The organism is Dryocola clanedunensis subsp. sulfonylureivorans (assembly GCF_016756775.1).
In the GTDB taxonomy this organism is placed as follows: domain Bacteria; phylum Pseudomonadota; class Gammaproteobacteria; order Enterobacterales; family Enterobacteriaceae; genus Dryocola; species Dryocola clanedunensis.
This window is the reverse complement of the sequence record NZ_JAERMU010000010.1, coordinates 138856-165396: the sequence shown is the minus strand read 5'-3', so window position 1 is coordinate 165396 and position 26541 is coordinate 138856. Positions and strand designations below refer to the sequence as shown.

The window sequence follows — 26541 nt, the reverse complement described above, 5'->3', positions numbered from 1 at the left end:
GTGCCTTTAAATTGCTGACAAAGAAGGAAAAAGCGTGGTTTTTCCTTCTTTGTGATAAGCAGGCGAAAATCAATGAATTGATTTTCCTTGTTATTTATTCGGTGAGATCTTTGCGAAGTACATGCGCTTTAGGTTTGTCATCAGTCTGAAGGCACCCGGTGGGTGCCTTTTTTGTTACTGAGGAAGAACCAGTTCGTCGTAATGATGTTCCTGAGTCCAGGACATCACCTCCAATACGCGCCTCGCGGCATCCCCGGCAGCATTAGCCACCGCCTGCCCTTCCAGAATGCGGCTCACCAACTCTGCACAGAACAAATCACCAGTACCTTTTAAATCGGTTACTACGCGTGCATGGTCGGTAATCTCCACTGATTCAGCACTAACCGTCACCACCGAAATAGCCTGTGGATCTTCGCCAGGCGCACTGGTAATCACTACCCAGTTAAGCGTATCAGATAGCAAACTTTTGGCCGCCTGCACCGCTTCATCCAGCGTTCCGCACGGCATCCCCGTGAGCGTCCTCAGTTCGAACAAATTCGGCGTAATAACATTCGCCAGCGGCAGAAGCTCAGCGCGATAGGCTTCGGGAATGCCAGCCTTCACATAGACGCCGCTGTCGATATCACCAATGACAGGATCGACGAGAATACAGACCTCTGGATGCGTCACCCGGATTTCACGCAGCCACTGCGCAAGAAGCGCTATCTGGCCCGGCGTGCCCATATAACCGGTAGTCACCGCTTTGAGTTCTCGTAACGCGCTGCGCTCTTCCAGCGCCCGCAGATAACCGCTGAACCACTCTTCCGGAATCGTGCCGCCATACCAGGTATCATAATGTGGGGTGTTGCTGAACAAAACCGTAGGAACCGCCATCACTCGCCAGCCGTGCTGTTTGATAGCCGGCACGGCAATGCTGTTTCCTACGCTGCCGTACACTACCTGTGATTGTACGGCGACGATATCAGCCTGCTGCGCCCTTTTTCGATCATGAAAAAGAACCGACTGAATATCATTTTCCTGACCCATTTACTGCCTCCAGTCTTGCCTGAACGAAGGCGCTGCGCACAGCGCCGCAGGCTCAAATACCCGCGCCCTGGGAATAGCTTTCTTCACCAAACACGCCGGTTGATAAATAGCGGTCGCCACGGTCACAAATAATTGCAACGACCACGCTCCCCGGGTTTGCCTGCGCCATCCGAAGCGCCCCTGCAACCGCACCGCCTGAGCTGACGCCACAGAAAATCCCCTCACTAATGGCCAGCCGACGCATCGTCTGCTCGGCCTCGGTCTGGGACATATCGATAACCTCGTCCACCAGTTGAGGGTTGAAGATCTTCGGCAGCCACTCCTCGGGCCAGCGGCGAATGCCGGGAATACTACTCCCCTCTTCCGGCTGCAGGCCAACAATTGTGACTTTCTTTTCCAGCTCGCGCATAAAACGGCTAACCCCGGTGATGGTGCCGGTGGTGCCCATACTGGAAACAAAATGGGTAATGCGCCCCTGGGTCTGCTGCCAGATTTCAGGGCCGGTCGTCAAATAATGTGCGTAAGGGTTATCAGGGTTGTTGAACTGATCGAGCACTTTGCCCTCTCCGCGTTCGCCCATCAGACGCGCCAGCTCGCGGGCGCCTTCCATACCTTGCTCTTTGGTCACCAGAAGCAGTTCCGCCCCGTACGCCTGCATGGCAGCCTTACGTTCCATGCTCATGTTGTCGGGCATCAGCAGCTTCATGCGGTAACCCTTAAGGGCCGCAATCATCGCGAGGGCAATACCGGTGTTACCGCTGGTTGCTTCGATTAGCGTGCCGCCTGGCGTTATCTCTCCGCGCTTTTCAGCTTCGACGATCATCGACAGCGCGGCCCGGTCTTTCACCGATCCCGCCGGGTTATTGCCTTCGAGCTTTACCCAAATTTCGCTGCCGTTTGTAAGCCCGGTACGCTGGAGTTTCACCAGCGGCGTATTGCCGATTGTGCTTTCTAAGGTTGTCACAAGCTATCCAGAAGATAAAAAAAGCGGCCACATGGGCCGCTATAGCGATTCGTGTAGTGCCGTAAACTTATCAGGCGGACTGCGCGAGGTCTACACCCTGAATACGGTTGTTGCCGTCGTAGAGACGTGCGTGCTGCAGGCCCACGAACAGACGCTCGCCGCGTACCGGTACATGGTTCTCTCGCAGCACAACGGTCAGCGGTTCGTCATACCAACCCAGCGGCTGGACAACCAGCTGCATATAGTGACCGCGAGGGCTGATTTCCAGCACCTGGACGGGCAGCGGGGAATCCAGATTCGTGCGGCGGCTGACGTCCACTTCCCACGGACGCAGGAACAGATCGACTGGCCCCTGGTAAGCAGGCGTGAAGCCCAGCGGCCAGCGGTGTGCACCAACGTGGAACTGGCTGCCGCGAATAGTGCCTTTCATACGGTTAACTTCGCCGAGGAATTCCAGCACGAAGCGGGTAGCTGGTTCGCGCCACACGGCTTCCGGGGTATCCACCTGCTCGATATTCCCCTGGCTCATCACCACCACCCGGTCGGCAACTTCCATCGCTTCTTCCTGGTCGTGGGTGACGAAGACGCTGGTGAACTTTAGCTCTTCATGCAGCTGACGCAGCCAGCGGCGCAGCTCTTTACGAACCTGGGCATCCAGCGCGCCGAACGGCTCATCCAGCAGCAGGATTTGTGGCTCCACGGCCAGCGCACGGGCCAGCGCCACGCGCTGCTTCTGCCCGCCGGAAAGCTGTGCCGGATAGCGGTCCGCCAGATGGGACAGCTGTACCATCTCCAGCAGACGGGTCACTTTTTGTTTAATTTCCGCAGACGACGGACGTTCGCGTCGCGGCAGCACGGTCAGGCCAAAGGCGATATTGTCGAACACGCTCATATGGCGGAACAGCGCGTAGTGCTGGAACACAAAACCAACCTTACGGTCACGGGCGTGGATACGGCTCACGTCCGTGCCGTGGAAGCTGATGCGCCCGCTGTTCTGATGCTCAAGCCCGGCGATAATTCGCAGCAGCGTGGTTTTCCCGGAGCCGGACGGCCCCAGCAGCGCAACCATCTGACCAGAAGGGATATCAAGAGAGATATCGTTCAGCACCTGGGTGCGACCAAAAGATTTCTTAATATTGGTAATATCAATGCTCATGATTTGCCTCCTGCTGCAGACGTTTTTCCTGATTATTCAGACGCCACTGCAGCGCACTCTTTAAGAACAGGGTCACTATAGCCATCAGGGTCAACAGCGCGGCGGCGGTAAACGAGCCGACGGTGTTGTAATCCTGCTGGAGTAATTCGATCTGTAACGGCAGCGAGAAGGTCTCACCGCGGATAGAACCAGATACCACCGACACGGCACCAAACTCGCCAATCGCGCGGGCGTTGGTCAGCACCACGCCGTACAGCAAAGCCCAGCGAATGTTTGGCAGCGTCACGCGCTTAAACATCTGCCAGCCCGATGCGCCCAGCAAAATAGCCGCTTCATCTTCCTGGCTGCCCTGGCTTAGCATCACCGGCACCAGTTCACGCACTACGAATGGACAGGTAACAAAGATCGTCACCAGCACCATGCCCGGCCAGGCGAACATTACCTGAATATTATGTTCATCCATAAAGCCTGCCAGCGGGCCGTTAGAGCCGTAAAACAGCAGATAGACCAGACCGGCAACCACCGGCGACACGGCAAACGGGATATCCAGCAGCGTCAGCAGCAGCTGGCGGCCAGGGAAGTTAAAGCGCGTCACCAGCCAGGCCAGCAGGATCCCGAACACCAGGTTAACCGGCACGGTAATCAGGGCAATCATCACCGTCAGCCAGATGGCGTGCAGCATGTCCGGGTCAGCAATGTTTTGCAGCGCGGGCATCAGCCCTTTCGAGAAGGCCTGAGCGAAAATCGACGCCACCGGCACCACCAGCAGCAGAAACGAAATCAGCATGCCGATGCTAATCAGCGCCCATTTGCCCCAGTTAAACCCGGAGCGGCGATAGCTTTTCAATTCAGTTACGTCCGTCATCAGTGACCTACCACGCGCCGACCAAAGCGACTTTGCAGCGTATTAATGGTAAACAGCAGCAGCAGCGACGCGGCCAGAATCACCGAGGCGATGGCGCTTGCCGCCGGGTAGTCGAACTCCTGGAGGCGCACGAAAATCATCAGCGAGGTCACTTCCGTTTTCCAGGCGATGTTCCCGGCGATAAAAATAACCGCGCCAAACTCGCCGAGGCTGCGGGTAAAAGAGAGTGCTACACCAGCCATTAAGGCCGGGGACAGCTCCGGTAAAATCACACGGCGGAAGCTCTGCCAACGAGTAGCACCCAGCGTCTCCGCCGCCTCTTCATACTCTGGCCCAAGCTCTTCCAGCACGGGCTGGATAGTACGCACCACAAAGGGGATGCTGGTAAACGCCATCGCCACCGCGATGCCGAGCCAGGTGTAAGTGACTTTAATGCCAAACTGCGCCAGCCACTCGCCGTACCAGCCGTTTACCGAGAACAGGCCGGCCAGGGTCAGACCCGCCACCGCAGTAGGCAGTGCGAACGGCAAATCCATCAGCGCGTCCAGCAGGCTACGGCCGGGGAACTGATAGCGCGTTAAAATCCATGCCATCAGCATGCCGAACACGCCGTTGAAGATGGAAGCAACGCCCGCCGACAGCAGCGTAACTTTGTAAGCCGCCACCACCTGCGGGTTGGAGATAACTTCCCAATACTGCGCCAGCGTCATTTCAGATAACTGCATGACCAGCGCACTGAGCGGCAGAAGCAAAATCAGGCAAACAAACAGCAAACTGGTGCCGAGGCTTAAGGTAAAGCCAGGCAGCACTCGTTTAGTAGAAACAGCAAACATTACTTATGCCCCGCCGCAACCAGCTTGTCGAACTCCCCGCCGGAGGCAAAATGCGTTTTCATCGCTTCAGGCCAGCCGCCGAACTCATCTTCCACGCGGAACAGCTCGGTCTGCGGGAATTTGTCTTTCAGCTTGTCCATCACTTCCGGGCTGTTCACACGGTAGTAATAGTCGGTGATGATGGTCTGCGCCTGCGGGCTGTACAGGAAGTTCAGGTAATCTTTGGCCGCTTTTTCCGTACCGTTGGCCTTCACGTTTTTATCCACCCAGGCTACCGGGAACTCCGCCAGAATGTTCACTTTAGGCACAACAACTTCGTAGCCGTCTTTTTCGTACTGCTTACGAATGTTGTTCACTTCAGATTCGAAGGTGATCAGCACATCCCCAAGGTTACGCTCTACAAACGTTGTGGTTGCCCCACGGCCACCGGTGTCGAACACCTCGACGTTTTTCAGGAACTGGGTCATCAACTTTTCAGTTTTGGCTTTGTCGCCGCCGTCGGCTTTGTTAAACGCCCCCCACGCGGCCAGGTAGGTGTAACGAGCGTTACCGGAAGTTTTCGGATTCGGGAAAATCAGTTTTACATCCGGGCGCACCAGATCGTTCCAGTCGTGGATATTTTTTGGGTTGCCCTTACGCACCAGGAAAGCCATGGTGGAATAAAACGGCGAGCTGTTGTTTGGCAAACGGCTCTGCCAGTCCGCCGGGATCAGGTTGCCTTTGTCGTGCAGGATCTGCACGTCCGTCACCTGGTTATAAGTTACAACGTCAGCTTTTAAGCCCTGTAATATCGCCAGCGCCTGTTTTGATGACCCGGCATGAGATTGTTTTATCGTCAGCTTGTCGCCGTTGTTCTCCTGCGCCCACTTCTGCTGGAAAGCGGGATTGAGAGCGGCAAAAAGCTCGCGAGACACATCATAAGAGCTGTTGAGCAGCTCTGTGGCGTGGGCAGATCCCGCCAGCAGCGCCGAAACTACCAGCGCACTCCAAACCTTTTTAACTGAGCCGATCGCCATTGTGCACCCTTATAAATGTGTCATTTTCAGGCAACCAGTGTATTTATAACGGACGGCAAAGCTGTAACGGTTTTATATACCGTTTGGTGATTTACAATAAGAAAGGGATATAAGACAAAAGAACGGCGCAGCGGGCGCTACGCCGTGTTTGTAGGGTGGATAAGCGCCAGCGCCATCCACCATTCAGTTCTACAGGCTTAACAGTTTGTCCAGTGACGGCGCAAAGTAATAACCGCCGGTCACCGGCTTTGTGAAGCGCAGCATGCCGTCGCGTTTACCGTCGGTCTCGCCAAACATGCTCAGCAGCTGCTGCTCGATGTTATGCAGACGGGCGCAATAGGCGATGAAGTACAGGCCGTGCGTGCCGCTGGCGGTGCCATACGGTAGGCTCTGGCGGACAATCTTCAGCCCTTTGCCGTCTTCTTTCAGATCGACACGTGAAAGATGGGAGGTATCCGGGCGTTCGTCGCCGTCGATTTCTTCGTTGGCATCTTTGGTGCGGCCGATGATCATCTCCTGATCGCCCACGCTCATGCGGTTAAGCTGCTTGAGATTATGCTCCCAGCGCTGCACGAATACGTAGCTGCCACCTGCATCCACGCCTTCGTTGATCACCGCCACTTCACGGCGCGTATCTTCGCCCTGCGGGTTTTCAGTGCCGTCGATAAAGCCGCTCAGATCGCGCTCTTCCACCCAGCGGAAACCGTGAACTTCCTCTTCAATCTTCAGTGCATCACCAAAGGCTGCAAGTGCCGCCTGAGCGATGGAAAAGTTCACATCATGACGAAGGGAAAGGATATGGATCAGGACGTCATGCTGGGTAGCTGGTGCCAGCCCTTTGCCCAATGGCGCAAAGCTCTTCAGCTCTTCGGCACCCACGCCGCCGCTCAGATCGCGCCACAGATCGTGACCAAATGCCACGACGGCCCCCAGATTAGCATCCGGGAATTTAGCCTGAAATGTGGAGAGCGATTGATTAAAGGTTTTGCAGCCCTGGCGAATAGCGTCAAAATCGCCTTGAATAGTCGCTTCCAGCCAGACGGCGGCACGACAATGTTCTGGCAAAATGCCAGTTTGTACCCGAGACATGTATCCTCCTGAAAAAACAGACGCCACTTTGCGTGGCGTTTATCGTCCTATGATACCCCATTCTCGCTGCGCCTTCTTGAGAAGGCGCAAACCTACTGCCGAATTATTGACGCCAGATAATTTTGCTGACGGTCCATTTTTTTAGCACATCGTCGGCAGGCATTAACCCTTCCGGCCCGTGCCATTCGCCGCTGAACAGATAGCTGACGTGTTGGCTGTCAGGGGCTTTACACTCCACGCTTTCGGCGTCATCGCCGGTGGCTTTCGCACAGGCACCAAACGCCTTGCTGTAGAGATCGCTAAACGGGGTGCCAATCTCAACGCCGCTGTCGGTTTTCACTTCTTTATCCATCACATCGACGCGGCTGACCGTTCCCTTCTCGCCGTTGACTACCACCATTAAGGTTTTATCATCCAGCGCTTCAAAATAACGTACTACCGTGCCGTTGTCGGTTTTCATACCGCTACGCAGACGGTAGTTATTGTTAAGCCCTTCGCTGACGGCTTCTTCATTTAAAGGCGTACTGGCGTTAAGCCCACCGACGCCCTGCTCGCTAACCTCAAGTGAGGAACCAAACCAGCTCATCGGGGAGAGGCTTGACCAGTGCATATTAGAGAGCGTGGAACAGCCGCTCAGCAGAAGCGGAACTCCTAACAGCATCAGGCGCAATGTTTTCATCAATTCATCCTTTGTTTTGGCGTGATTACGGGCATTGGAGTACAAACTTACTCAAAAGTGCCCGGCTATTCACTTTGTAGCGCAAAGTAATCTTTTAGACGGCGGCTGGTCAATAGCCACCACAGGGCGTAAACGTCGCCCACCAGCAAAGCGAGGCTTACCCCGGTCAGATCTTCTCCCTGGCCCAGCAGCATGAGCTGCCAGGCGAGTACCGCGATTTGTGCGACAATCAGCACCCAGCGCCAGGCCTGCCACAAGCGTGGCCAGAGATGCCGCCGCCCGCTAATCACAAAGGCCAGCGCGGCGGGAATGCCGGGCAGCAGCCCCAGCCAGAAATTATCCCGGTCGGGATAGAACAGGCCAAGCAGTGCATCACCCTGCTGCCGGGAAGCCGCCGCCAGCACCAACAGAAACCAGGTCCGCGCCTGGAAAAGCAGAATCAACCAGAAAATAACCGGCGCTCTGAGGTGGCCCCGGTTATCAAACTCATTATGCAAATACATTGTGCCAATCAAACCACGCTGAACGAAGTGTGAATATTATGGCATCCACCCCATTACATGACAAAACTTTACTTTCAGGAGAAGTATGCTGCCTCTGTCACATTTATAAGAAAAAGACATCCAGACGCTTTCATTTTAATTATAGCGATGCATTTTCTTCACTATTTCATTTACAGAATCATGATTTCACGGAAAATAACCAGCCGCCTCGTAACACATTCTAAAATACAATAATATTAAAAAATGATTTAAACAAATTAGCACCACCCGTATACGAGGGGTGTTTTAGTTAATAAAACCATTATAGCCACACCAGACGCACCCCAGCAGAACAAATAACCACAAACACACCCTCCTGTAGAGCTAACAATTAATTAACAACACCTTTCTACTATATTGCACATTGTAGAAGGTTAACGTAAGTTCAGTTTACCCTTCGGCATGAAGGTCATTAATAAACAATGAAACTAAAAGGATCGTTAATATGAATAAGATCATCCCTACTGTATTACTGATGATGCTCAGCACCAGCGTGTTTGCTGCCAAAGAAATTCGTACTTCTGAAATGACCAGCATGAAGGATAAAGTCGGTGAGATCAGTGTAAGCCTCAGGAACAGTACGCTGGATGAGGCGACTGCTGCCCTGTCCAAAAAAGCCGACGAGAAAGGCGCTGGTTTTTATCATATTACCTCTATTGAAATGCCGGGCATGGGTTCAGATGTAAGAGCAACGGCTGAAATTTATAAATAACAGTTGAAATGACAAGCACTCACTTAATAAGGCAGCTAATGATACAGCGGCTGTCTTATTAAGCACAATCACCACGTCAATTTTTTCCCAGCAAATATAGCTGCTGAATAAAAATGAAGATGTGTCGTTATGCAATGTCTCTGGTGAGAATCAAAACGTCCCTCCTACACAATCAGAAAAGTTTCTCTTACCAGCCATGCTATAAAACTATTCAAAGAGGTAAGCAATGGAATATCAAAAAGTTAAGCTGAACGATGCCGTCACCATGCAGGTTATTTCATACAGCGAACAATTGATGACGGCAAAATTTTGGTTTAGCGGCCCTGGCTTTGCCGGTACGCATCATCACGATCATGAAGAGGTGAATATCGTGGTGAGCGGCGAATTTGAAGCAACCAATGGCGAACAGAAGTACCGAGTCAAAGCTGGTGAAACCGCCACTATCAGCTCTGGTGTAGAACACGATATGAAGTGTGTCAGTGGAGAAGCTGTGATGATCAGCGTCTGGACACCTGCGCGGAAAGATTTACTGAAGCTGGCCGGTCTTTAAACTGATGCTGAATCGCGGAGAGTACCGAAACCCTCTCCGCGGAATGACTTAATACTCCTGATCTTCTATCAGGCGCTTGCCTAACATAACCACGTCCTGCTGCTCATACTCCAGCTTCTCGTACATGCCAATCACCAGGTCGTTTTCTTCGCGCACCATAATGTGGATTTTCGGGCAACCTCGAGCAATAAGCTTCTTCTCCAGGCGGCTGAGTAGCGCGTTAGCGATACCACGCCCCCGGAATTCCGGATGCACGCCCAGATAATAGGCAGACCCGCGATGACCATCATAGCCGCCCATCAGGGAAGCAACGATTTCGCCGCCGACCTCTGCCACCAGGAACAGATCTGCATCGTGCTGGAGCTTACGTTCAATATCCATTTCAGGATCGTTCCACGGGCGCAGGAGATCGCAGCGCTCCCAAAGGGTGATGACCTCTTCGAAATCTTCCTGACGAAAAACGCGTATTTCCATGGTATTAGCCGTTGTTAGCTTCAAAAACCTGATTATGGCGTTTCCTGTGGATTAAGCCAATATCTGCCGCAAAAGCAACGAAAAAATGGCATACTTGCGGCATATTCATGGATTGAAATGAAATGATAAACATTTCGCTCAAACGCCTGTCGTTAACACTTTGGCAATAAGCTATAAATGCCAGTCGAACATTCATAAGATAAATAACTAGCCGCATGAGTAAAATTAAATCGCTAACGCAACTCGCTACACGCCGCCAGGTGCTGCTCACTGGTCTGGCGGCGCTGACCTTAACTGGCGCAACTAAGGCGCTGGCCAGCCAGACGCTCAAAACCACCACCAATCATAGTAAACCTGCAAAGAAATCAAGCAGTCGCCGCGTGGTAATGTTAGATCCTGGTCATGGCGGTATTGATACCGGAGCAATTGGTCACAACGGTTCTAAAGAGAAACACGTTGTGCTGGCCATTGCCAAAAACGTGCGCAGTATCCTAAGACGCAACGGTATCGAAGCAAAGCTTACCCGCAGCAGCGACGAGTTTATCCCTTTGTACGATCGCGTTGAAATCGCCCACCAGCACGGTGCCGATCTGTTTATGTCCATCCACGCAGATGGCTTTACCAGCCCGTCAGCAGCAGGTGCGTCGGTCTTTGCCCTTTCCAATCGCGGCGCAAGTAGCGCCATGGCAAAGTACCTTTCCGATAAAGAAAACGCCGCCGATGACGTCGCGGGCAGCCGGGTGAAAAACAAAGATCATTATCTTCAGCAGGTGCTGTTCGATCTGGTGCAAACGGATACCATCAAAAACAGCCTGACGCTGGGTTCACATATCCTCAAGCAAATAAAGCCGGTGCATAAGCTGCACAGTCGCCACACGGAGCAGGCTGCATTTGTAGTATTGAAATCACCGTCAATTCCCTCTGTACTGGTAGAGACGTCGTTTATTACTAACCCGGGGGAAGAGAAGCTGCTGGGTACGACGGCGTTCCGACAGAAAATCGCCCACGCCATTGCTTCCGGGATAATCAGTTACTTCAACTGGTTCGATAATCAGAAAGCTCACACTAAGCGCTAACCACTATGAATAAGCCCGATAGCCACGCCGTTAAACAATTCCTGATGCAGCTACAGGACACTATCTGCCAGCAGCTCGCCGCCATTGACGGCGCCGCGTTTGAAGAAGAGAGCTGGCAAAGGGAAGGCGGAGGTGGCGGACGTAGCCGGGTGCTACGGGGTGGCAATATCTTCGAACAGGCGGGCGTTAACTTCTCCCACGTGTATGGCGATGCGATGCCGGCGTCGGCCACTGCGCATCGTCCTGAGCTTGCCGGGCGCAGCTTTGAGGCGATGGGCGTTTCCCTCGTCGTGCATCCGCTAAACCCTTATGTGCCAACCAGCCACGCCAACGTGCGCTTTTTCATTGCCGAAAAAGAAGGCTGTGAACCCGTCTGGTGGTTCGGCGGTGGTTTTGACCTGACGCCGTTCTACGGCTTCGAGGAAGATGCCGTTCACTGGCACAAAACCGCCCGGGATATCTGCCTGCCGTTTGGTGAGGAGGTCTTCCCGCGTTACAAAAAGTGGTGCGACGACTATTTCTTCATCAGGCACCGCAGCGAGCAGCGCGGCATAGGCGGCCTGTTCTTTGACGATCTGAACACCCCGGATTTTGACCACTGCTTTAGCTTTATGCAGGCGGTAGGCAATGGGTATCTGGATGCGTATCTGCCCATCGTTGAGCGTCGTAAAGCTTTGCCGTGGGGCGAGCGTGAAAGAGATTTCCAACTCTACCGCCGCGGGCGCTATGTGGAATTTAATCTGGTGTGGGACAGAGGAACGCTGTTCGGTTTGCAAACCGGAGGACGTACGGAGTCGATTTTAATGTCGATGCCGCCGCTGGTACGTTGGGAGTATAACTACCAGCCGGAAGAAGGCAGCCCGGAGGCTGCCTTATATCGTGATTTCTTACCTGTCAGAGAGTGGGTATAGCTTTGTTGGTCGGATGACGTGTCGCTTATCCGACCTGCGAAACCTTGTCCGGTAGGGTGGATAAGCGCAAGCGCCATCCACCACAATCCTTAAAGCGGAACGGTCTGCGCCTCAACAACCGCCAGCGCCACCATGTTAACGATACGGCGCACGGAAGCGATCGGCGTTAAGACATGCACCGGTTTCGCCACGCCCATCAGTACCGGCCCAACGGTCACCCCTTCAGAACTGGAAACGCGCAGCAGGTTGTAGCTGATGCGCGCGGCTTCCACGTTCGGCATGATCAGGATGTTCGCGGAGCCTTTAAGCGGGCTGTCCGGCATACGTTCGTTGCGGATGCTTTCTACCAGCGCGGCGTCACCGTGCATCTCACCGTCAATTTCTAGCTCCGGCGCGCGGGCGCGGACCATCTCAAGCGTTGCGCGCATTTTGCAAGCCGCTTTCGAGTTGGAAGAGCCGTAGTTAGAGTGCGACAGCAGCGCAACTTTCGGTTCGATACCAAAGCGGCGCACCGTTTCCGCCGCCAGCAGCGTGATTTCCGTCAGCTCTTCCGGCGTCGGGTCGTCGTTGACGTAGGTGTCAGCAATAAAGGTGTTGCCGCTTGGCAGCAGCAGCGCGTTCATTGCGCCAGCCGCCTTCACGCCTTCGCGGTAGCCAAACAGTTTTTCCAGCACTTCGAAATGCTCGTGGTATTCACCGATGGTGCCGCAGATCATCGCGTCCGCTTCGCCGCGATGTACCATGATCGCCCCGATAACGGTAGTGTTGCTGATCACCGCACGCTGCGCCTGCTCCTGGGTAATGCCGCGGCGCTTCATGATGTTGTAGTACTCGTTCCAGTACTCTTTGAAGCGCGGATCGGATTCGTTATTCACGATCTCAAAATCTTTGCCGGCACGCATCTGCAGGCCAAGCTTCTTCAGACGCATTTCGATAACTGAAGGACGGCCAATCAGAATTGGCTTCGCCAGGCCCAGGGTAATCAGCTCCTGAGTCGCATGCAGCACGCGGGCCTCTTCACCCTCTGCCAGAACCACGCGTTTTGGATCTTTACGCGCCTGGGAGAAGATCGGCTTCATAAACAGATTAGTTTTGTAGACGAACTCGGTGAGCTTCTCTTTATAAGCTTCGAAATCCTGAATCGGGCGGGTTGCCACGCCGGTATCCATCGCCGCTTTCGCAACAGCAGGCGCGATCTGTACGATCAGTCGCGGGTCGAACGGTTTCGGGATCAGGTATTCCGGGCCAAAGGTCAGCTCTTCTTCGCCGTAGGCGGAAGCAACCACGTCGCTCTGCTCTGCATGAGCAAGCTCGGCGATGGCATGTACCGCAGCCAGCTTCATCTCTTCGTTAATGGCCGTAGCGCCTACGTCCAGCGCACCGCGGAAGATGAACGGGAAGCACAGCACGTTGTTCACCTGGTTCGGGAAGTCAGAACGGCCGGTGCAGATGATGGCGTCCGGGCGCACTTCTTTAGCCAGCGGCGGCAGGATTTCAGGTTCCGGGTTTGCCAGCGCCAGAATCAGCGGCGCGCGGGCCATTTTCTTAACCATCTCCTGGCTCATCGCTTTCGGGCCGGAGCAGCCGAGGAAGATATCAGCCCCTTCAATGACTTCGTCCAGCGTCCGCTTGCCGTTATCTTCCACCGCGTAAGCCGCTTTGGTTTCAGCCATGTTCTCTTCACGGCCTTTGTAGATGACGCCTTTGGAGTCACAGACCACGATATTGTGTTTCTGCACGCCCAGCTGCACCAGCAGGTTCATACAGGCGATGGCCGATGCGCCCGCACCGGAAACGACCAGGCGCACATCAGAAATATTCTTCTCAACGACGCGCAGGCCGTTCAGTACGGCTGCGGTACAGATGATGGCAGTACCGTGCTGATCGTCATGGAACACAGGAATGTTCATGCGTTCACGCAGCTTTTTCTCGATGTAGAAACATTCCGGCGCTTTGATATCTTCTAAGTTGATGCCGCCAAAAGTAGGCTCGAGCGCCGCAATAACGTCGATCAGTTTATCCGGGTCCATCTCATCCACTTCGATATCGAACACATCGATACCGGCAAATTTCTTGAACAGCACGCCCTTGCCTTCCATGACCGGCTTGCCCGCCAGCGCGCCAATGTTTCCCAGCCCCAGCACGGCGGTCCCGTTGGAAACCACGCCAACCAGGTTGCCGCGCGCGGTGTATTTGTAAGCTGCAAGAGGGTCTTTTTCAATCTCAAGACAAGGTGCCGCGACGCCCGGCGAATAGGCCAGTGCTAAATCACGCTGGGTCGCCAGCGGTTTAGTCGGTGAGACCTGAATTTTGCCAGGGATAGGGAATTCGTGAAAATCGAGGGCACTTTGCTTTAACTGTTCGTCCATTAGGTCGTTCCTTTTCTGCTCATTCTCAAGGGTCGTTAAGGTCACGTAGTATCACGCCTGCGCGCTCACTAAACTTTGAACATGACCATACTATCAACATCCGGGGTCAAAAATGTTAGGGAATTATAGTGACTATGTTACTGGCAATCGGCGGCAACACCATGCCCGTCTGCTATGCTTTTTAGTTATGTATTGAATAAATTCCCGTCTGGGGTGATACGGAGCACCCCAATAAGACATTGCATTTCAAGGAGATATGTATGAACCAGCTAGAGGCCATTAAACAATTCACCACCGTGGTTGCCGACAGCGGAGACATTGAGTCAATCCGCCACTACCAGCCCATTGATGCCACTACCAACCCCTCGTTATTACTGAAAGCCGCAGGCCTTGAGCATTATCAGTCACTTATAGACGATGCGCTAGCCTATGGCAAAAAGCGCGGCGGCACCAGGGAAGCTCAGGTTATGGAGGCCAGCGACAAACTGGCGGTGAATTTTGGTGCAGAAATTCTGAAAAGTATTCCTGGCCGCGTCTCCACAGAAGTCGATGCCCGCCTCTCCTACGATAAAGAGAAGAGCATCGCCAAAGCCCGCCGTCTGGTCGAACTCTATGCCGATCAGGGCATAGATAAATCACGTATTCTCATCAAACTTGCCGCCACGTGGGAAGGCATCAAAGCCGCCGAAGAGCTGCAAAAAGAAGGGATTGACTGCAACCTGACGCTGCTGTTCTCGCAGGCGCAGGCCCGCGCCTGCGCCGAAGCAGGCGTGTTCCTGATCTCGCCTTTCGTGGGCCGTATCTACGACTGGTATCAGGAGCGCAAACCGATGGACCCGTACGTGGTGGAAGAAGACCCCGGCGTCAAATCAGTGCGCAATATCTACGATTACTTCAAGCAGCATAACTACACCACCGTGGTGATGGGCGCGAGCTTCCGCCGTACCGAGCAGATCCTGGCGCTGGCGGGTTGCGACCGTCTGACCATTGCGCCGAATCTGTTGCAGCAGCTCCAGGAAAGTGAAGAGCCAGTAATCCGCAAACTGGTCCCGTCCTCGCAGGGCTTCCGCCGTCCAGAGCCGTTAACCGAAGCCGACTTCCGCTGGGAACATAATCAGGACGCCATGGCCATCGACAAACTGTCCGAAGGGATCCGTCTGTTCGCTATCGATCAACGCAAACTGGAAGATTTACTCGCCGCCAGACTTTAACAACACATGGGAGTGAAACATGTCATCTCGTAAAGAGCTTGCCAACGCCATTCGTGCCCTGAGTATGGACGCGGTACAAAAAGCAAATTCGGGCCACCCCGGCGCGCCAATGGGCATGGCGGATATCGCTGAAGTGCTATGGAACGACTTTCTGAAACACAACCCGACCGACCCCGCCTGGGCCGATCGGGATCGCTTTATTTTGTCGAACGGACACGCGTCGATGCTGCTTTACAGCCTGCTGCATCTGAGCGGCTACGATCTGCCGATGGAGGAGTTAAAAAACTTCCGTCAGCTTCACTCCAAAACCCCCGGCCACCCGGAAAAAGGGTACACGCCGGGTGTTGAAACCACCACCGGCCCGCTGGGCCAGGGGCTGGCAAATGCGGTGGGCCTGGCGATTGCCGAGCGCACCCTGGGCGCACAGTTCAACCGGCCTGACCATGAGATTGTCGATCACCACACCTATGTCTTTATGGGGGACGGCTGCCTGATGGAAGGCATCTCCCATGAGGTCTGCTCGCTGGCGGGAACGCTGGGGCTGGGCAAACTTATCGGCTTCTACGACCATAACGGCATCTCCATCGACGGAGAAACGGAAGGCTGGTTCACCGACGACACGGCCAAACGCTTCGAGGCCTATCACTGGCACGTGGTGCATGAAATCGACGGTCACGATCCTGAAGCCGTAAAAAAAGCGATTCAGGAAGCGCAGAGCGTGAAGGACAAACCTTCGCTGATTATCTGCCGCACGGTGATTGGCTTCGGCTCGCCAAATAAAGCAGGTAAGGAAGAGGCGCACGGCGCCGCGCTGGGTGAAGAAGAAGTGGCGCTGGCCCGTCAACAGCTGGGCTGGAAATACCCTGCCTTTGAGATCCCTAAAGAAATTTATCACGCGTGGGATGCAAAAGAAGAAGGCGAGAAAGCCGAAGCGGCCTGGAAGGATAAGTTCGCCGCTTACGCCAAAGCCCATCCGGAGCTGGCAGCCGAATTTAAACGCCGCATGGATGGCGAGCTGCCGGACAGCTGGCAGGAAACCACCTACAAACTCATTGAAGACCTGCAGGCCAAACCGGCGAAAATCGCCACCCGTAAGGCCTCACAAAATACGCTTAACGTGATTGGTCCGATTCTGCCGGAACTCCTCGGCGGCTCTGCGGACCTTGCGCCAAGTAACCTGACCATCTGGTCAGACTCCAAATCCATCAAAGAGGATATCGCGGGCAACTACATTCACTACGGCGTACGCGAATTTGGTATGACGGCGATTGCCAACGGGATTGCCCATCACGGCGGCTTTGTTCCCTATACCGCAACCTTCCTGATGTTTGTGGAGTACGCACGAAACGCAGCCCGTATGGCGGCGCTGATGAAGGCCCGCCAGATAATGGTCTACACCCATGACTCCATTGGTCTGGGAGAAGATGGCCCAACGCACCAGGCGGTAGAACAGCTTGCCAGCCTGCGCCTGACGCCAAACTTCAGCACCTGGCGACCTTGTGACCAGGTAGAAGCGGCGGTGGCATGGAAAGCGGCGGTTGAAAGACACAATGGCCCGACGGCGCTGATTCTTTCTCGTCAGAACCTGGCGCAGATGGAGCGCAACCCGGAGCAGTTGAAAGCCGTGGCTCGCGGCGGCTACATCCTTAAGGACAGCGGCGGACAACCAGATATCATCCTGATAGCTACCGGCTCCGAAGTGGAAATCACAATGCTGGCGGCGGACAAGCTCACCGCTGAGGGTCACAAAGTCCGCGTGGTATCGCTACCTTCTACGGACGTGTTCGATGCGCAGGATGAAAGCTACCGGGAATCCGTACTGCCGTCCGATGTCAGCGCACGCGTAGCGGTAGAAGCGGGTATTGCGGATTACTGGTACAAGTACGTGGGCCTGAAAGGCCAGATTGTCGGCATGACCAGCTACGGCGAGTCAGCCCCGGCCGACAAGCTCTTCCCGTTCTTTGGCTTCACCGTTGAGAACGTGGTAAGCAAGGCTAAGAAGGCGCTGGGGAAATAGTACGGCCCGGCGGATGACGCTGGCGCTTATCCGACATCAGAGCAAACCGTAGGTCAGATAAGCGCAGCGTCATCCGACAATATTACTTGGTCACCCAAAGCGTCGGCCATGCTCCGCTGCCGTGCCAGCCGTCGCAAGCAGGCTCCTGCGCATAGCGCACCAGTCGGAAACGTTGCCCGTCAAAACGCCAGCGGCTGGTCATTCCGCAGTCGCCAAGTCCCCGGCCTTTTGAAAGCGTTATCAGCTCTTTATTGAGATCGTCGTAACCCGCATTCATTAACTCCAGATCGTTGCTACCGCTTTCAGGCATGAAGGGAAGCCGCAGATGAATCTGGCGGGCGACGAAAGGTTTCTGGCGGGAGACGATCCAGGCCAGATCCACGACATTGTAGGCCCCCGCCTCACAGCCGATCAGCATCAGAGCTTTATCATCGCTAAGCGCAAAAACACGAACTTCACGACGAGCGGGATCGAGCGAGCAGTCGCTGTTGTTCATGCGCCAGGTGCCGTAGTCCAGTAAATCGTTGAGTTCAGCCTGAGCAAAGGGCGTTGGGGTGGGATTGGTAATGGTCACTTCTTTAAGGGCGGGAGCAGGCGGCACGCTGAGCGGGGGATCGTCACCCTTTTTGATCCAGGCGGTTTCGCTTCCTACACGCTTTTGCTGGCTGTCGATAAACAGCAGTGCAGCTTTCAGCCCTGCCAGCGAAATCGTCCCCTGTCCTCCCGTAAGCGTAATGGCATTAGCGTTGCCGATTGTCTCAAGCAGATTATTGATGGTTTCGGCATCGTCCGTCACCAGGTGGTGCGGCGTTTCCTGCCATTTTTCTTTTTCCAGAATCAGCGGTTCACCGTCGACCAGCAGGCGGGGAGCGATAGCCGGCGCATGGCTGTCGGAGCGCGCCAGGCTGCCCAAATCAATACGTAAATTCACATCCGTATGCGCCCCGGCGCTGCGGGTCAGCGTCATCACCAGCCCCTGGTGAAGGCCCGTATTTCTCGCGCTACAGAAGTTCTGGTTGTTGCAGGTAACCTGCCAGTCAGAGAAGGATTTTTGTGCCGGAGCCGCGACCGCAGAGGCCGCCAGAAAAAGGGTGATGAGGAGAAGCGATTGTATCCGGTAACACATGAGCGACACATATCCTGAAAAGACGAAGATAAAAAACGTACAGATTTTGGCGATATCTTCGGCTTCTCAGTGCGCACGCTCAATCGGATTTGTCGGATAGATTCATGTAAAAAATGATTATCCTAACCGTTTGAATAAGAATAGTTTTATTCCATTATTCCCCGCAATTGCAGCTGCTGGAGTAATATAACCGTTTTACCGTCACGAATTTCACCGCTTTTCACCATTGCCAGCGCCTGTGAAAACGGCAGCTCCAGCACGTCGATGTCCTCATCTTCCACGCCACCGCCGGCGAATTCACGCTGAGCGTCACTGTATTGCGCCATATAGAAATGGATAAGCTCGGTCACCCCGCCAGGGGACATATACAGTTCGAAGAGCTTCTCGACCTCCCCGACCATATAACCCGTCTCTTCCATCGCCTCTTTACGAGCGCAGACTTCCGGCTCGTCAGCGTCCAGCAGGCCGGCACAGGTTTCAATCAGCATCCCGTCCGGGTTGCCGTTCACCCACGTCGCCACGCGGAACTGGCGGGTCAGCACCACCGTTTTCTTTTCACGGTTGTAGAGCATCATGGTCGCGCCGTTGCCGCGGTCATAGACTTCGCGCTTATGGCGGATGGCTTCGCTGTTATTGCGGGACAGGTCGTAGGTGATATTGCGCAGGATGAAGTAGTTATCTGAGAGGATTTTATCTTTGATGACTTCGATTTGAATCGACATACGGTCTCCGCAGCGGATTAAGGGAGCCGATAATCATAAGCCGGAATGTGAGGTTTGTCTCTCTTTGGAATACGTTTACTGACCCTCTCCCTGGAAGGAAGAGGGTCAGGGGAAATTAAAAACCGTTCTTCACTTCGCTCATATCCGGCAGCTTGTGTGCGATGCCCTTATGGCAATCCACGCAGGTCTGACCGTCTTTGATCGCTTTAGTATGCATCTTCGCCGCCACGGTTTTCTGCGCGGTTAAATCCATATAATCGAAGTTATGACAGTTGCGGCACTCCTGGGAATTGTTGTTCTTCATCCTTCGCCACTCGTTTTGCGCCATCGCAAGGCGATGGTCGTTAAACTTCTGCGGCGTATCTATCAGGCCGAACGCTTTTGCATACAGCTCTTTGCTGGCCTGGAGTTTACGAATAATCTTCGGCCCCCACTCGTGCGGGACGTGGCAGTCCGGGCAGGTCGCCCGTACGCCGCTGCGGTTGTTATAATGCACCGTCTCCATGTACTCCTCGTAGACGTTAGCGCGCATCTCGTGGCAGCCAATGCAGAACTCTTCGCGGTTGGTCATCTCCATGCCGGTGTTAAACCCACCCCAGAAAATAATCCCGGCGGCGAAGCCAATCAGCAGCAGCGTGCCCAGCGCCAGACGGCTTGGGCGACGCCACCACTGCCAGATACGGCGGAGCAGGCCCGGCTTACGGTTTGCTTTATCCATATTGGCCTCTAGTTCCCAAAGCCTTTAGAAGGCGTGAAGGTGTTTTCCACAATCGGCGCGGCGTCGGTCTGCGGCACGTGACACTGCAGACAGAAGTAGCGGCGCGGGGCCACGTCGGCGAGCACTTTGCCATCGCTGTCCATAAAGTGCGTTGGGCTAACGCGAGGCGCGCCGGTAGTGCGATAACTCTGCACGCCGTGGCACGCCAGGCAGCGGTTGGTGTTTTTGCTGACCTGGTAGCCGTCCACGCTGTGCGGGATCATCGGCGGCTGGTTCACATAGTTCAGCGCCATGCGGCCCTGCTGTTTAGGCATATGTACCGTGCCGAGCTTAGTGCCGGAAACCTCCGGCGACTGGCTGAGATCCACGCCGTTGGTTGCCCACAGCGCCCCGCTAACCAGCAGGGTAAGCGCCGCCATCCACTGGAATAACATTTTGTTTTTCATGATGTCCCCTTAGACCTTCGCCAGCTTCACGGCACACTTTTTGAAATCCGTCTCTTTGGAGAGCGGGTCGGTGGCGTCGAGCGTCAGATTGTTGACCAGCTGCGCCGCATCGAAGAACGGCATGTAGACCAGCCCCTGCGGCGGACGGTTGCGCCCGCGCGTTTCAACGATGGAGATAATCTCACCGCGGCGGGACATCACCTTCACTTTGTCGCCGCGGCGCAGATCGCGGGATTTCGCATCCAGCGGGTGGATGAACAGCACGGCTTCAGGGAAGGCGCGATGCAGCTCAGGCACGCGACGCGTCATGGTGCCGGTATGCCAGTGCTCCAGCACGCGGCCGGTTGACAGCCACAGGTCATACTCCTGGTCCGGCGATTCCGCCGCTGGCTCAAACGGCAGCGCAAAGATCACCGCCTTGCCGTCCGGCTTGCCGTAGAACTTAAAGCCCTCGCCCGCCTTCACGTAAGGATCGTGGCCTTCGCTGTAGCGCCACAGCGTCTCTTTGCCGTTCACCACCGGCCAGCGCAGGCCGCGCGCTTTGTGGTAATCGTCGAACGGAGCCAGGTCGTGCCCGTGGCCGCGGCCAAAAGAGGCGTACTCTTCGAACAGCCCTTTTTGCAGATAGAAGCCCAGCTCGCGGGATTCATCGTTAAGCTGATCTTCAGCCAGCTCGCTGACCGGGAATTTGCTGACGTTTTCGCTGGCAAACAGCACGTCGAACAGCGTCTTACCGCGGTATTCCGGCTTCTGATCAACCAGCTCCGCAGGCCACACCTCTTCCACTTTGAAACGCTTCGCAAACTCAACCAGCTGCCAGAGATCCGATTTCGCATCGCCCGGCGCCTTAACCTGCTGTCGCCAGAACTGGGTGCGACGTTCGGCGTTGCCGTAAGCGCCCTCTTTTTCCACCCACATTGCCGTTGGCAGAATGAGATCCGCCGACAGCGCGCTGATGGTGGGATAAGGATCGGAGACGATGATGAAGTTACGCGGATTGCGCCAGCCCGGCATGCGCTCTTCGTTAATGTTCGGCCCGGCCTGCATGTTGTTGTTGCACATTACCCAGTAGACGTTGAGCTTGCCGTCTTTCAGCGCTCTGTCCTGGGCGACGGCGTGGAGGCCGACTTTGGCAGGAATGGTGCCCGCAGGCAGCTGCCAGGTGTTTTCCGCGATTGCACGGTGTTTGTCGTTGGTCACCACCATATCCGCAGGCAGACGGTGTGAGAAAGTCCCGACTTCGCGAGCGGTGCCGCAGGCGGAAGGCTGGCCGGTTAACGAGAACGGACCGCAGCCGGGCTTTGAAATCTTGCCGGTTAACAGGTGCAGGTTATAAACGAGATTGTTCGCCCACACGCCACGGGTGTGCTGGTTGAAGCCCATCGTCCAGTAGGAGATGACTTTCTTATTGGGGTCGGCATAGAGTTTCGCCAGCGCTTCCAGCTGGTCGGTGGGTACACCGCTCATCTCGGCGGTTTTCTCCAGCGTGTACTCCGCAACAAATGCTTTGTACTCGTCGAAGGTCATCGGGTCGGATTTATCAGAACCTGGATTCTTCGCCGCTTTTTCCAGCGGGTGCGTTGGACGCAGGCCATAGCCGATATCCGTCACGCCTTTGCGCAGGTTAACGTGTTGCTTAAAGAACGCCTCGTTTACCGCATTATTCTGAATAATGTAATTGGCGATATAGTTAAGAATGACCAGATCGCTCTGCGGCGTGAACACCATGCCGTTATCCGCCAACTCAAAGCTGCGGTGCTGGAAAGTCGAGAGGACGGCAACATCAACGTTATCGTTGGATAACCGACGGTTAGTGATGCGCGACCAGAGTACCGGGTGCATCTCCGCCATATTGGAGCCCCACAGCACGAAGGCATCCGCCTGTTCGATATCGTCATAGCAGCCCATCGGCTCATCCATGCCGAAGGTGCGCATAAAACCAACTACCGCTGAGGCCATGCAGTGGCGCGCATTGGGGTCGATATTGTTGGTGCGGAAACCTGCTTTGAACAGCTTCGCCGCCGCGTAGCCTTCCCAGACGGTCCACTGGCCGGAACCAAACATCCCGACGGATTCTGGCCCTTTAGCTTTCAGGCTGGTTTTGAACTTCTCTTCCATAATGTCGAAGGCCTGCTCCCAGCTTACAGGTGCGAACTCGCCTTCTTTATCAAATTTGCCGTCTTTCATGCGCAGCAGCGGCTGGGTCAGACGATCTTTGCCGTACATGATTTTCGGCAGGAAGTAGCCTTTAACGCAGTTCAGGCCACGGTTAACCGGCGCTTCAGGGTCACCCTGGCTTGCCACGATACGGCCATTCTGCGTGCCAACCAGCACGCCGCAGCCGGTGCCGCAGAAACGGCACGGGGCCTTATCCCATTTAATGGTTTCTTCTTTGCCGACCACCGTACGGGCCACGGCTGGCACGCTCAGGCCTGCCGCCGCTGCGGCGGCCGCGACGGCGTTCGCCTTCATAAAACTACGACGACTGAGTTTCATGCTGTTTCCTCACCTTGCTCATCCTGCTGGTGATAAACCAGCGACACCGCCAGCACGTTTGCAATATTGCGTGCCGACTCAATTTGACGAAGCAGCGCATCACTTTGTGCGGCTTCCATTACAACGACCAGCTTGCCGTGTTCGGCATCGCTGGCGGCAACTTCACTGCCTTCCAGCTCGCTTAACGCGGCGCTGACGGTAGCGATATGTTGGGGGTGAGCCTGGACGACCAGGCCGCAGACGTGCCAGCTAGTTTGCATCAGCGTGCCTCATGGTTAGCGCAGATACCGGACAGGCGGAAATGCAACCACCGCATGCGTTACAGGTAGTGCGATTAAGCTGGGGTAGCGAAATCCCCTGCGAGGAGGGAATAAAAGTGATGGCTTGCGGCTCGCAGGCATCCTGGCAACTGCGGCACTCAACCTGGCTGTAGGCCATGCAGGTATCGCCGATAAACAGCGTGTGCTCCCAGGGGGACGTCCCTCGCGGGCTGAAAATCTGTTGCGTGCACGCTTCGGCACAGGCATAGCAGAATGTGCATTCTCCCAGCGAAAAATCCACTTCGGGGTAGCCGCCCTGCCCGCGCCGTAAAACACGAGTTTCACAAACCGGCAGGCAACTGTTGCAGCGCTGGCACTCAAGCAAGAAATGGTGTTCATCGCCGCTCCAGGGAGGGCGAAAAGCCGTCGCATTCCCGCGCCAGCTACCGGTTAATAAACCACGTCGTGTTAGATTAGCCATTGGTTCATCCTTGCGTGACAAACGTCGGTCATTGAGCTGCAGCCGACAAATAAACCACTCTTATTTCCGTCATTTTTTACGGGTTTTTATATAGGGGGTACGTTATGTGAGAAAGGGGGAGTAGCGGCATCCCCCTAAAGGGGTAAATACCGTTGTAGGATCAAAGAGGAATACGGTTTGCCGGGAAGGAGAACAACTTACCATGACACCCTGCTAATAAAGCGTCAGATGCTGTTGTAAAACTAATGCAAAAGTTCCGATCGTGAGCCGTTAACGGCAAACTTCAGTTTTGGAAGCTGTGCCGAAATAACGTCAACAAACGTTTGAGCCTGTACGGCTTTCTGGTACGTTTCGCCCACCACTAATTTTTGGAGACTGTCGCCTTGTGATGGTGCAACGCTCGGTCCGGGCAAGCCTCGCCCGCGCCTTTTTCTATATCGTTCTGCTTTCCCTGCTCTCCACAGGCGTGGCAATGGTGACGCTTGCCAGCAGCCTGAGAGATGCCGAGGCGGTGAATATCGCAGGTTCGCTGCGCATGCAGAGTTACCGCCTGGGTTACGATTTGCAGGGCAACAGCAGCCGAATTGAAGAACACCTGGCGATTTATAACAGGACGTTAGGCTCTCAGGCGCTGATCAATCCGGGCCGCCTGTGGATACCCGCAGAGGTACTCGAAAAGTATAATGCCCTTAACGAAACATGGGCCCATATGGAACGACATATACGCCAGGGAGACAAAGCGTGGTACGACGCTAATATTGCGGATTATGTGACGCAAATTGATGAGTATGTGCTCGCTCTACAGCATTACGCCGAACGTAAAATGATGCAGGTTGTCGCCACCTCGGTGATTGGCTTTGTCGCCATCTTCCTGCTGGTGTTTTTTACCCTGCGTCGTTTCCGCCATCAGGTTGTGACTCCCCTGAATAAGCTGATGTTTGCCAGTGAGTCCATCGAGCGAGGTGAGTTCAAATTTCCCCCGCTCGATACCACCCTACCGAATGAGATCGGTTTGCTGGCGCATAGCTTCACGCGTATGGCGGATGAGCTACAACGGCTTTATCGTTCGCTGGAAGAGAAAGTCGAGCAAAAAACCGTGAGCCTACAGGAGGCCAATCGCACCCTGGAAGTGCTCTATTCCTGCTCACAGGCTCTCAATGTCAGCACCATTGATCGTCACTGCTTCATGCAAATTTTGCAGCTGGTGCGTCAAAATGAAAATGTGGGCTACCTGGAGCTACAGGTTGGTGAAAACTGGCTCTTGCAGGAGGGCTATCAGCAGCAGGATGTGCCCTGGCAGTCGGTGCCCGTCATGCAGCAGGACGACGAAATGGGCCAGCTACGCTGGCAAGCCAGTGCCGGCACGCCGCCGCTGGGGCTGATGCAAAGCGTGGCGAATATGCTGGGGCGAGGGCTTTACTTCAACCAGGCCCAGAAGCACTATCAGCAGCTGCTGCTGATGCAAGAACGCGCGACAATCGCCCGCGAACTGCACGACTCTCTCGCTCAGGTACTGTCGTTTTTACGTATCCAGCTGGCGCTGCTTAAGCGCTCGGTGCCGGAAGAGAACCAGGCAGCCCGGCAGATCATCGGCGATTTCTCCCAGGCGCTAAACGATGCTTACCAACAGCTTCGCGAACTGTTGACCACGTTCCGCCTGACGCTGCAACAGGCAGACCTGCCCGCCGCACTCCGGGAGATGATTGCCCCGCTCCGCCAACAAACGGAGGCAACCATTCACCTCAGCTGCACCATGCCAACCCAGGCGCTGGACGCTCAGCAGCAGGTGCATCTGCTGCAAATCGTTCGCGAGGCCGTGCTTAACGCCATTAAACACGCCGCTGCGCAGGACATTACCGTAACCTGCGCCAGCTCTCATGAGGGTGAACATTCGGCAACTATTCTTGATAATGGCAGCGGTATTGCCAGCCTGAACGAGCCGGAAGGTCATTACGGTTTAAACATCATGCATGAACGTGCGGCCCAGTTGGGCGGCACGCTAACCATTTCCCGCCCCGTTCAGGGTGGGACGCTGATTTCGATAACGTTTCGTTCATCGAACGCAGACAATAACAATAACAAAACGCAGGAGCAGCAATGAAAGAGCAAAATATTTATGAAGTCCTGATCGTCGACGACCATCCGCTGATGCGACGAGGCATTCGCCAGCTGCTGGAAATTGACGCCAGCTTTCTGGTTGCAGGCGAGGCCAGCAGCGGCGCAGAGGCCATCAGCCTCGCAAATCGACTTAACCCGGATTTGATCCTGCTTGACCTGAATATGAAAGGGCTGAGCGGGCTGGATACCTTGCAAGCCCTGCGCCGGGAAGGCATCAGCGCACGCATCATTGTGCTGACCGTTTCCGACTCGAAAAGCGATATCTTCACGCTGATTGATGCGGGTGCCGACGGCTATCTACTCAAAGACAGCGATCCTGAAGTGTTACTGGATGATATCCGCCGCGGTGCTAAAGGTGGTGAAGCGTTCAGCGCCCAAGTTGCAGAGTATCTGCACAACCGTGGCGCGGAAAAGCCCGACATTGATCCGTTTGCCTCATTGACGGAGCGAGAGCTGGATGTGCTGCAGGAAGTGGCTCGTGGCCTGTCTAACAAGCAGATAGCGGCAGACCTGCATATTTCGGAAGAGACGGTTAAAGTGCATATCCGCAATCTGTTACGTAAGTTACAGGTTCGCTCACGCGTGGCGGCAACTGTCCTCTATTTCGAAAGCCGGGGGATTTAACCTCTTGAATCACAGGCGCAGAAGGAAACGGCAGGCTAAAATCATTTACACTATCTCCTC

The 26541-nt window shown here is 54.9% G+C and carries 26 protein-coding genes; 8 read left to right on the top strand and 18 right to left on the bottom strand.

What is annotated here, in order from left to right:
* Positions 1–174: 174 nt before the first annotated feature.
* From pdxK to HYQ67_RS12590, 9 genes are all read right to left on the bottom strand, one after another.
* Positions 175–1026: a pyridoxine/pyridoxal/pyridoxamine kinase gene (gene pdxK, locus HYQ67_RS12630; protein WP_202304034.1), complete on the bottom strand. Its 852-nt coding sequence runs from the start codon at positions 1024–1026 to the stop codon at positions 175–177.
* 52 nt (positions 1027–1078) lie between these two features.
* Positions 1079–1990, bottom strand: coding sequence for a cysteine synthase CysM (cysM, locus tag HYQ67_RS12625; RefSeq protein WP_202304033.1), 912 nt, complete (start codon positions 1988–1990; stop codon positions 1079–1081).
* 70 nt (positions 1991–2060) lie between these two features.
* Complete coding sequence (gene cysA / locus HYQ67_RS12620) at positions 2061–3146, bottom strand: sulfate/thiosulfate ABC transporter ATP-binding protein CysA (RefSeq protein WP_202304032.1); 1086 nt, start codon at positions 3144–3146, stop codon at positions 2061–2063.
* Positions 3136–4011, bottom strand: a complete 876-nt coding sequence (gene cysW / locus HYQ67_RS12615; RefSeq protein ID WP_202304031.1) for a sulfate/thiosulfate ABC transporter permease CysW — start codon at positions 4009–4011, stop codon at positions 3136–3138. The genes cysA and cysW overlap by 11 nt, the downstream gene beginning before the upstream one ends.
* The gene (cysT, locus tag HYQ67_RS12610) at positions 4011–4844 is read right to left on the bottom strand and encodes a sulfate/thiosulfate ABC transporter permease CysT (RefSeq protein WP_202304030.1); all 834 of its coding nucleotides are present in this window, start codon (positions 4842–4844) and stop codon (positions 4011–4013) included. Before cysT ends, cysW begins: the two co-directional genes overlap by 1 nt.
* A complete protein-coding gene (locus HYQ67_RS12605; protein WP_202304029.1) occupies positions 4844–5860 on the bottom strand; it encodes a sulfate ABC transporter substrate-binding protein in 1017 nt (338 codons plus the stop codon). Before HYQ67_RS12605 ends, cysT begins: the two co-directional genes overlap by 1 nt.
* 189 nt (positions 5861–6049) lie before the next feature.
* On the bottom strand, positions 6050–6949 hold the full coding sequence (locus tag HYQ67_RS12600) for a Dyp-type peroxidase (RefSeq protein WP_202304028.1): 900 nt from the start codon (positions 6947–6949) through the stop codon (positions 6050–6052).
* A 103-nt stretch (positions 6950–7052) separates the two neighbouring features.
* On the bottom strand, positions 7053–7628 hold the full coding sequence (locus HYQ67_RS12595) for an RpoE-regulated lipoprotein (RefSeq protein ID WP_202304027.1): 576 nt from the start codon (positions 7626–7628) through the stop codon (positions 7053–7055).
* Between the two features lie 65 nt (positions 7629–7693).
* The gene (locus tag HYQ67_RS12590; RefSeq protein WP_202304026.1) at positions 7694–8131 is read right to left on the bottom strand and encodes a DUF2919 domain-containing protein; all 438 of its coding nucleotides are present in this window, start codon (positions 8129–8131) and stop codon (positions 7694–7696) included.
* A gap of 484 nt (positions 8132–8615) precedes the next feature.
* Between HYQ67_RS12590 and HYQ67_RS12585 the strand changes: the two genes are divergently transcribed.
* Both HYQ67_RS12585 and HYQ67_RS12580 read left to right on the top strand, forming a co-directional pair.
* On the top strand, positions 8616–8882 hold the full coding sequence (locus tag HYQ67_RS12585) for a YdgH/BhsA/McbA family protein (protein ID WP_202304025.1): 267 nt from the start codon (positions 8616–8618) through the stop codon (positions 8880–8882).
* A 226-nt stretch (positions 8883–9108) separates the two neighbouring features.
* Positions 9109–9432, top strand: coding sequence for a cupin domain-containing protein (locus tag HYQ67_RS12580; protein ID WP_202304024.1), 324 nt, complete (start codon positions 9109–9111; stop codon positions 9430–9432).
* Positions 9433–9480: 48 nt separating this feature from the next.
* Here the strand turns inward: HYQ67_RS12580 and HYQ67_RS12575 are convergent, their stop codons facing one another.
* Positions 9481–9906, bottom strand: a complete 426-nt coding sequence (locus tag HYQ67_RS12575; RefSeq protein ID WP_202304023.1) for a GNAT family acetyltransferase — start codon at positions 9904–9906, stop codon at positions 9481–9483.
* A 215-nt stretch (positions 9907–10121) separates the two neighbouring features.
* On the opposite strand from HYQ67_RS12575, the gene amiA reads away from it, so the two are divergent.
* The gene (amiA, locus tag HYQ67_RS12570) at positions 10122–10982 is read left to right on the top strand and encodes an N-acetylmuramoyl-L-alanine amidase AmiA (RefSeq protein ID WP_202304022.1); all 861 of its coding nucleotides are present in this window, start codon (positions 10122–10124) and stop codon (positions 10980–10982) included.
* A gap of 5 nt (positions 10983–10987) precedes the next feature.
* Positions 10988–11893, top strand: coding sequence for an oxygen-dependent coproporphyrinogen oxidase (hemF, locus tag HYQ67_RS12565; RefSeq protein ID WP_202304021.1), 906 nt, complete (start codon positions 10988–10990; stop codon positions 11891–11893).
* Positions 11894–11982: 89 nt separating this feature from the next.
* Here hemF and maeB read toward each other — a convergent pair whose 3' ends face one another.
* A complete protein-coding gene (gene maeB / locus HYQ67_RS12560; protein ID WP_202304020.1) occupies positions 11983–14262 on the bottom strand; it encodes an NADP-dependent oxaloacetate-decarboxylating malate dehydrogenase in 2280 nt (759 codons plus the stop codon).
* A gap of 260 nt (positions 14263–14522) precedes the next feature.
* On the opposite strand from maeB, the gene tal reads away from it, so the two are divergent.
* Both tal and tkt read left to right on the top strand, forming a co-directional pair.
* Positions 14523–15473 carry a transaldolase gene (gene tal / locus HYQ67_RS12555; RefSeq protein WP_202304019.1) on the top strand — a complete coding sequence of 317 codons (951 nt, stop codon included), beginning with the start codon at positions 14523–14525 and terminating at the stop codon, positions 15471–15473.
* A gap of 19 nt (positions 15474–15492) precedes the next feature.
* Positions 15493–17490: a transketolase gene (tkt, locus tag HYQ67_RS12550; RefSeq protein WP_202304018.1), complete on the top strand. Its 1998-nt coding sequence runs from the start codon at positions 15493–15495 to the stop codon at positions 17488–17490.
* A gap of 82 nt (positions 17491–17572) precedes the next feature.
* Here the strand turns inward: tkt and HYQ67_RS12545 are convergent, their stop codons facing one another.
* From HYQ67_RS12545 to napF, 7 genes are all read right to left on the bottom strand, one after another.
* Positions 17573–18616 carry a DUF1176 domain-containing protein gene (locus tag HYQ67_RS12545; RefSeq protein WP_202304017.1) on the bottom strand — a complete coding sequence of 348 codons (1044 nt, stop codon included), beginning with the start codon at positions 18614–18616 and terminating at the stop codon, positions 17573–17575.
* Between the two features lie 146 nt (positions 18617–18762).
* Positions 18763–19338 carry a GDP-mannose pyrophosphatase NudK gene (gene nudK, locus HYQ67_RS12540; protein WP_202304016.1) on the bottom strand — a complete coding sequence of 192 codons (576 nt, stop codon included), beginning with the start codon at positions 19336–19338 and terminating at the stop codon, positions 18763–18765.
* 115 nt (positions 19339–19453) lie between these two features.
* Positions 19454–20056 carry a cytochrome c-type protein NapC gene (gene napC / locus HYQ67_RS12535; RefSeq protein WP_202304015.1) on the bottom strand — a complete coding sequence of 201 codons (603 nt, stop codon included), beginning with the start codon at positions 20054–20056 and terminating at the stop codon, positions 19454–19456.
* Positions 20057–20064: 8 nt separating this feature from the next.
* Entirely contained in the window at positions 20065–20502 is a 438-nt protein-coding gene (napB, locus tag HYQ67_RS12530) for a nitrate reductase cytochrome c-type subunit (protein ID WP_202304014.1), read from the bottom strand.
* A 9-nt stretch (positions 20503–20511) separates the two neighbouring features.
* Positions 20512–22998: a nitrate reductase catalytic subunit NapA gene (gene napA, locus HYQ67_RS12525; protein WP_202304013.1), complete on the bottom strand. Its 2487-nt coding sequence runs from the start codon at positions 22996–22998 to the stop codon at positions 20512–20514.
* Positions 22995–23258, bottom strand: a complete 264-nt coding sequence (napD, locus tag HYQ67_RS12520; RefSeq protein ID WP_202304012.1) for a chaperone NapD — start codon at positions 23256–23258, stop codon at positions 22995–22997. The genes napA and napD overlap by 4 nt, the downstream gene beginning before the upstream one ends.
* Positions 23248–23739, bottom strand: coding sequence for a ferredoxin-type protein NapF (gene napF, locus HYQ67_RS12515; protein WP_202304011.1), 492 nt, complete (start codon positions 23737–23739; stop codon positions 23248–23250). Before napF ends, napD begins: the two co-directional genes overlap by 11 nt.
* Positions 23740–24127: 388 nt before the next feature.
* Between napF and narQ the strand changes: the two genes are divergently transcribed.
* Together narQ and narP are read left to right on the top strand one after the other, a co-directional pair.
* Entirely contained in the window at positions 24128–25840 is a 1713-nt protein-coding gene (gene narQ, locus HYQ67_RS12510; protein WP_237391232.1) for a nitrate/nitrite two-component system sensor histidine kinase NarQ, read from the top strand.
* Positions 25837–26481 carry a nitrate/nitrite response regulator protein NarP gene (gene narP, locus HYQ67_RS12505; RefSeq protein ID WP_202304009.1) on the top strand — a complete coding sequence of 215 codons (645 nt, stop codon included), beginning with the start codon at positions 25837–25839 and terminating at the stop codon, positions 26479–26481. Before narQ ends, narP begins: the two co-directional genes overlap by 4 nt.
* The last annotated feature ends 60 nt before the right edge of the window (positions 26482–26541 follow it).

Excerpts from the sequence above, each read along its gene's own strand:
- napD (WP_202304012.1), bottom strand. The coding sequence starts at position 23,258 with ATGCAAACTAGCTGGCACGTCTGCGGCCTGGTCGTCCAGGCTCACCCC.
- narQ (WP_237391232.1), top strand. The coding sequence starts at position 24,128 with ATGGTGCAACGCTCGGTCCGGGCAAGCCTCGCCCGCGCCTTTTTCTAT.
- HYQ67_RS12545 (WP_202304017.1), bottom strand. The coding sequence starts at position 18,616 with ATGTGTTACCGGATACAATCGCTTCTCCTCATCACCCTTTTTCTGGCG.
- cysA (WP_202304032.1), bottom strand. The coding sequence starts at position 3,146 with ATGAGCATTGATATTACCAATATTAAGAAATCTTTTGGTCGCACCCAG.
- tkt (WP_202304018.1), top strand. The coding sequence starts at position 15,493 with ATGTCATCTCGTAAAGAGCTTGCCAACGCCATTCGTGCCCTGAGTATG.
- nudK (WP_202304016.1), bottom strand. The coding sequence starts at position 19,338 with ATGTCGATTCAAATCGAAGTCATCAAAGATAAAATCCTCTCAGATAAC.
- cysT (WP_202304030.1), bottom strand. The coding sequence starts at position 4,844 with ATGTTTGCTGTTTCTACTAAACGAGTGCTGCCTGGCTTTACCTTAAGC.
- maeB (WP_202304020.1), bottom strand. The coding sequence starts at position 14,262 with ATGGACGAACAGTTAAAGCAAAGTGCCCTCGATTTTCACGAATTCCCT.
- HYQ67_RS12580 (WP_202304024.1), top strand. The coding sequence starts at position 9,109 with ATGGAATATCAAAAAGTTAAGCTGAACGATGCCGTCACCATGCAGGTT.
- HYQ67_RS12595 (WP_202304027.1), bottom strand. The coding sequence starts at position 7,628 with ATGAAAACATTGCGCCTGATGCTGTTAGGAGTTCCGCTTCTGCTGAGC.
- napB (WP_202304014.1), bottom strand. The coding sequence starts at position 20,502 with ATGAAAAACAAAATGTTATTCCAGTGGATGGCGGCGCTTACCCTGCTG.
- pdxK (WP_202304034.1), bottom strand. The coding sequence starts at position 1,026 with ATGGGTCAGGAAAATGATATTCAGTCGGTTCTTTTTCATGATCGAAAA.
- narP (WP_202304009.1), top strand. The coding sequence starts at position 25,837 with ATGAAAGAGCAAAATATTTATGAAGTCCTGATCGTCGACGACCATCCG.
- HYQ67_RS12600 (WP_202304028.1), bottom strand. The coding sequence starts at position 6,949 with ATGTCTCGGGTACAAACTGGCATTTTGCCAGAACATTGTCGTGCCGCC.
- cysW (WP_202304031.1), bottom strand. The coding sequence starts at position 4,011 with ATGACGGACGTAACTGAATTGAAAAGCTATCGCCGCTCCGGGTTTAAC.
- tal (WP_202304019.1), top strand. The coding sequence starts at position 14,523 with ATGAACCAGCTAGAGGCCATTAAACAATTCACCACCGTGGTTGCCGAC.
- napA (WP_202304013.1), bottom strand. The coding sequence starts at position 22,998 with ATGAAACTCAGTCGTCGTAGTTTTATGAAGGCGAACGCCGTCGCGGCC.
- HYQ67_RS12605 (WP_202304029.1), bottom strand. The coding sequence starts at position 5,860 with ATGGCGATCGGCTCAGTTAAAAAGGTTTGGAGTGCGCTGGTAGTTTCG.
- HYQ67_RS12575 (WP_202304023.1), bottom strand. The coding sequence starts at position 9,906 with ATGGAAATACGCGTTTTTCGTCAGGAAGATTTCGAAGAGGTCATCACC.
- HYQ67_RS12590 (WP_202304026.1), bottom strand. The coding sequence starts at position 8,131 with ATGTATTTGCATAATGAGTTTGATAACCGGGGCCACCTCAGAGCGCCG.
- napF (WP_202304011.1), bottom strand. The coding sequence starts at position 23,739 with ATGGCTAATCTAACACGACGTGGTTTATTAACCGGTAGCTGGCGCGGG.
- HYQ67_RS12585 (WP_202304025.1), top strand. The coding sequence starts at position 8,616 with ATGAATAAGATCATCCCTACTGTATTACTGATGATGCTCAGCACCAGC.
- amiA (WP_202304022.1), top strand. The coding sequence starts at position 10,122 with ATGAGTAAAATTAAATCGCTAACGCAACTCGCTACACGCCGCCAGGTG.
- hemF (WP_202304021.1), top strand. The coding sequence starts at position 10,988 with ATGAATAAGCCCGATAGCCACGCCGTTAAACAATTCCTGATGCAGCTA.
- napC (WP_202304015.1), bottom strand. The coding sequence starts at position 20,056 with ATGGATAAAGCAAACCGTAAGCCGGGCCTGCTCCGCCGTATCTGGCAG.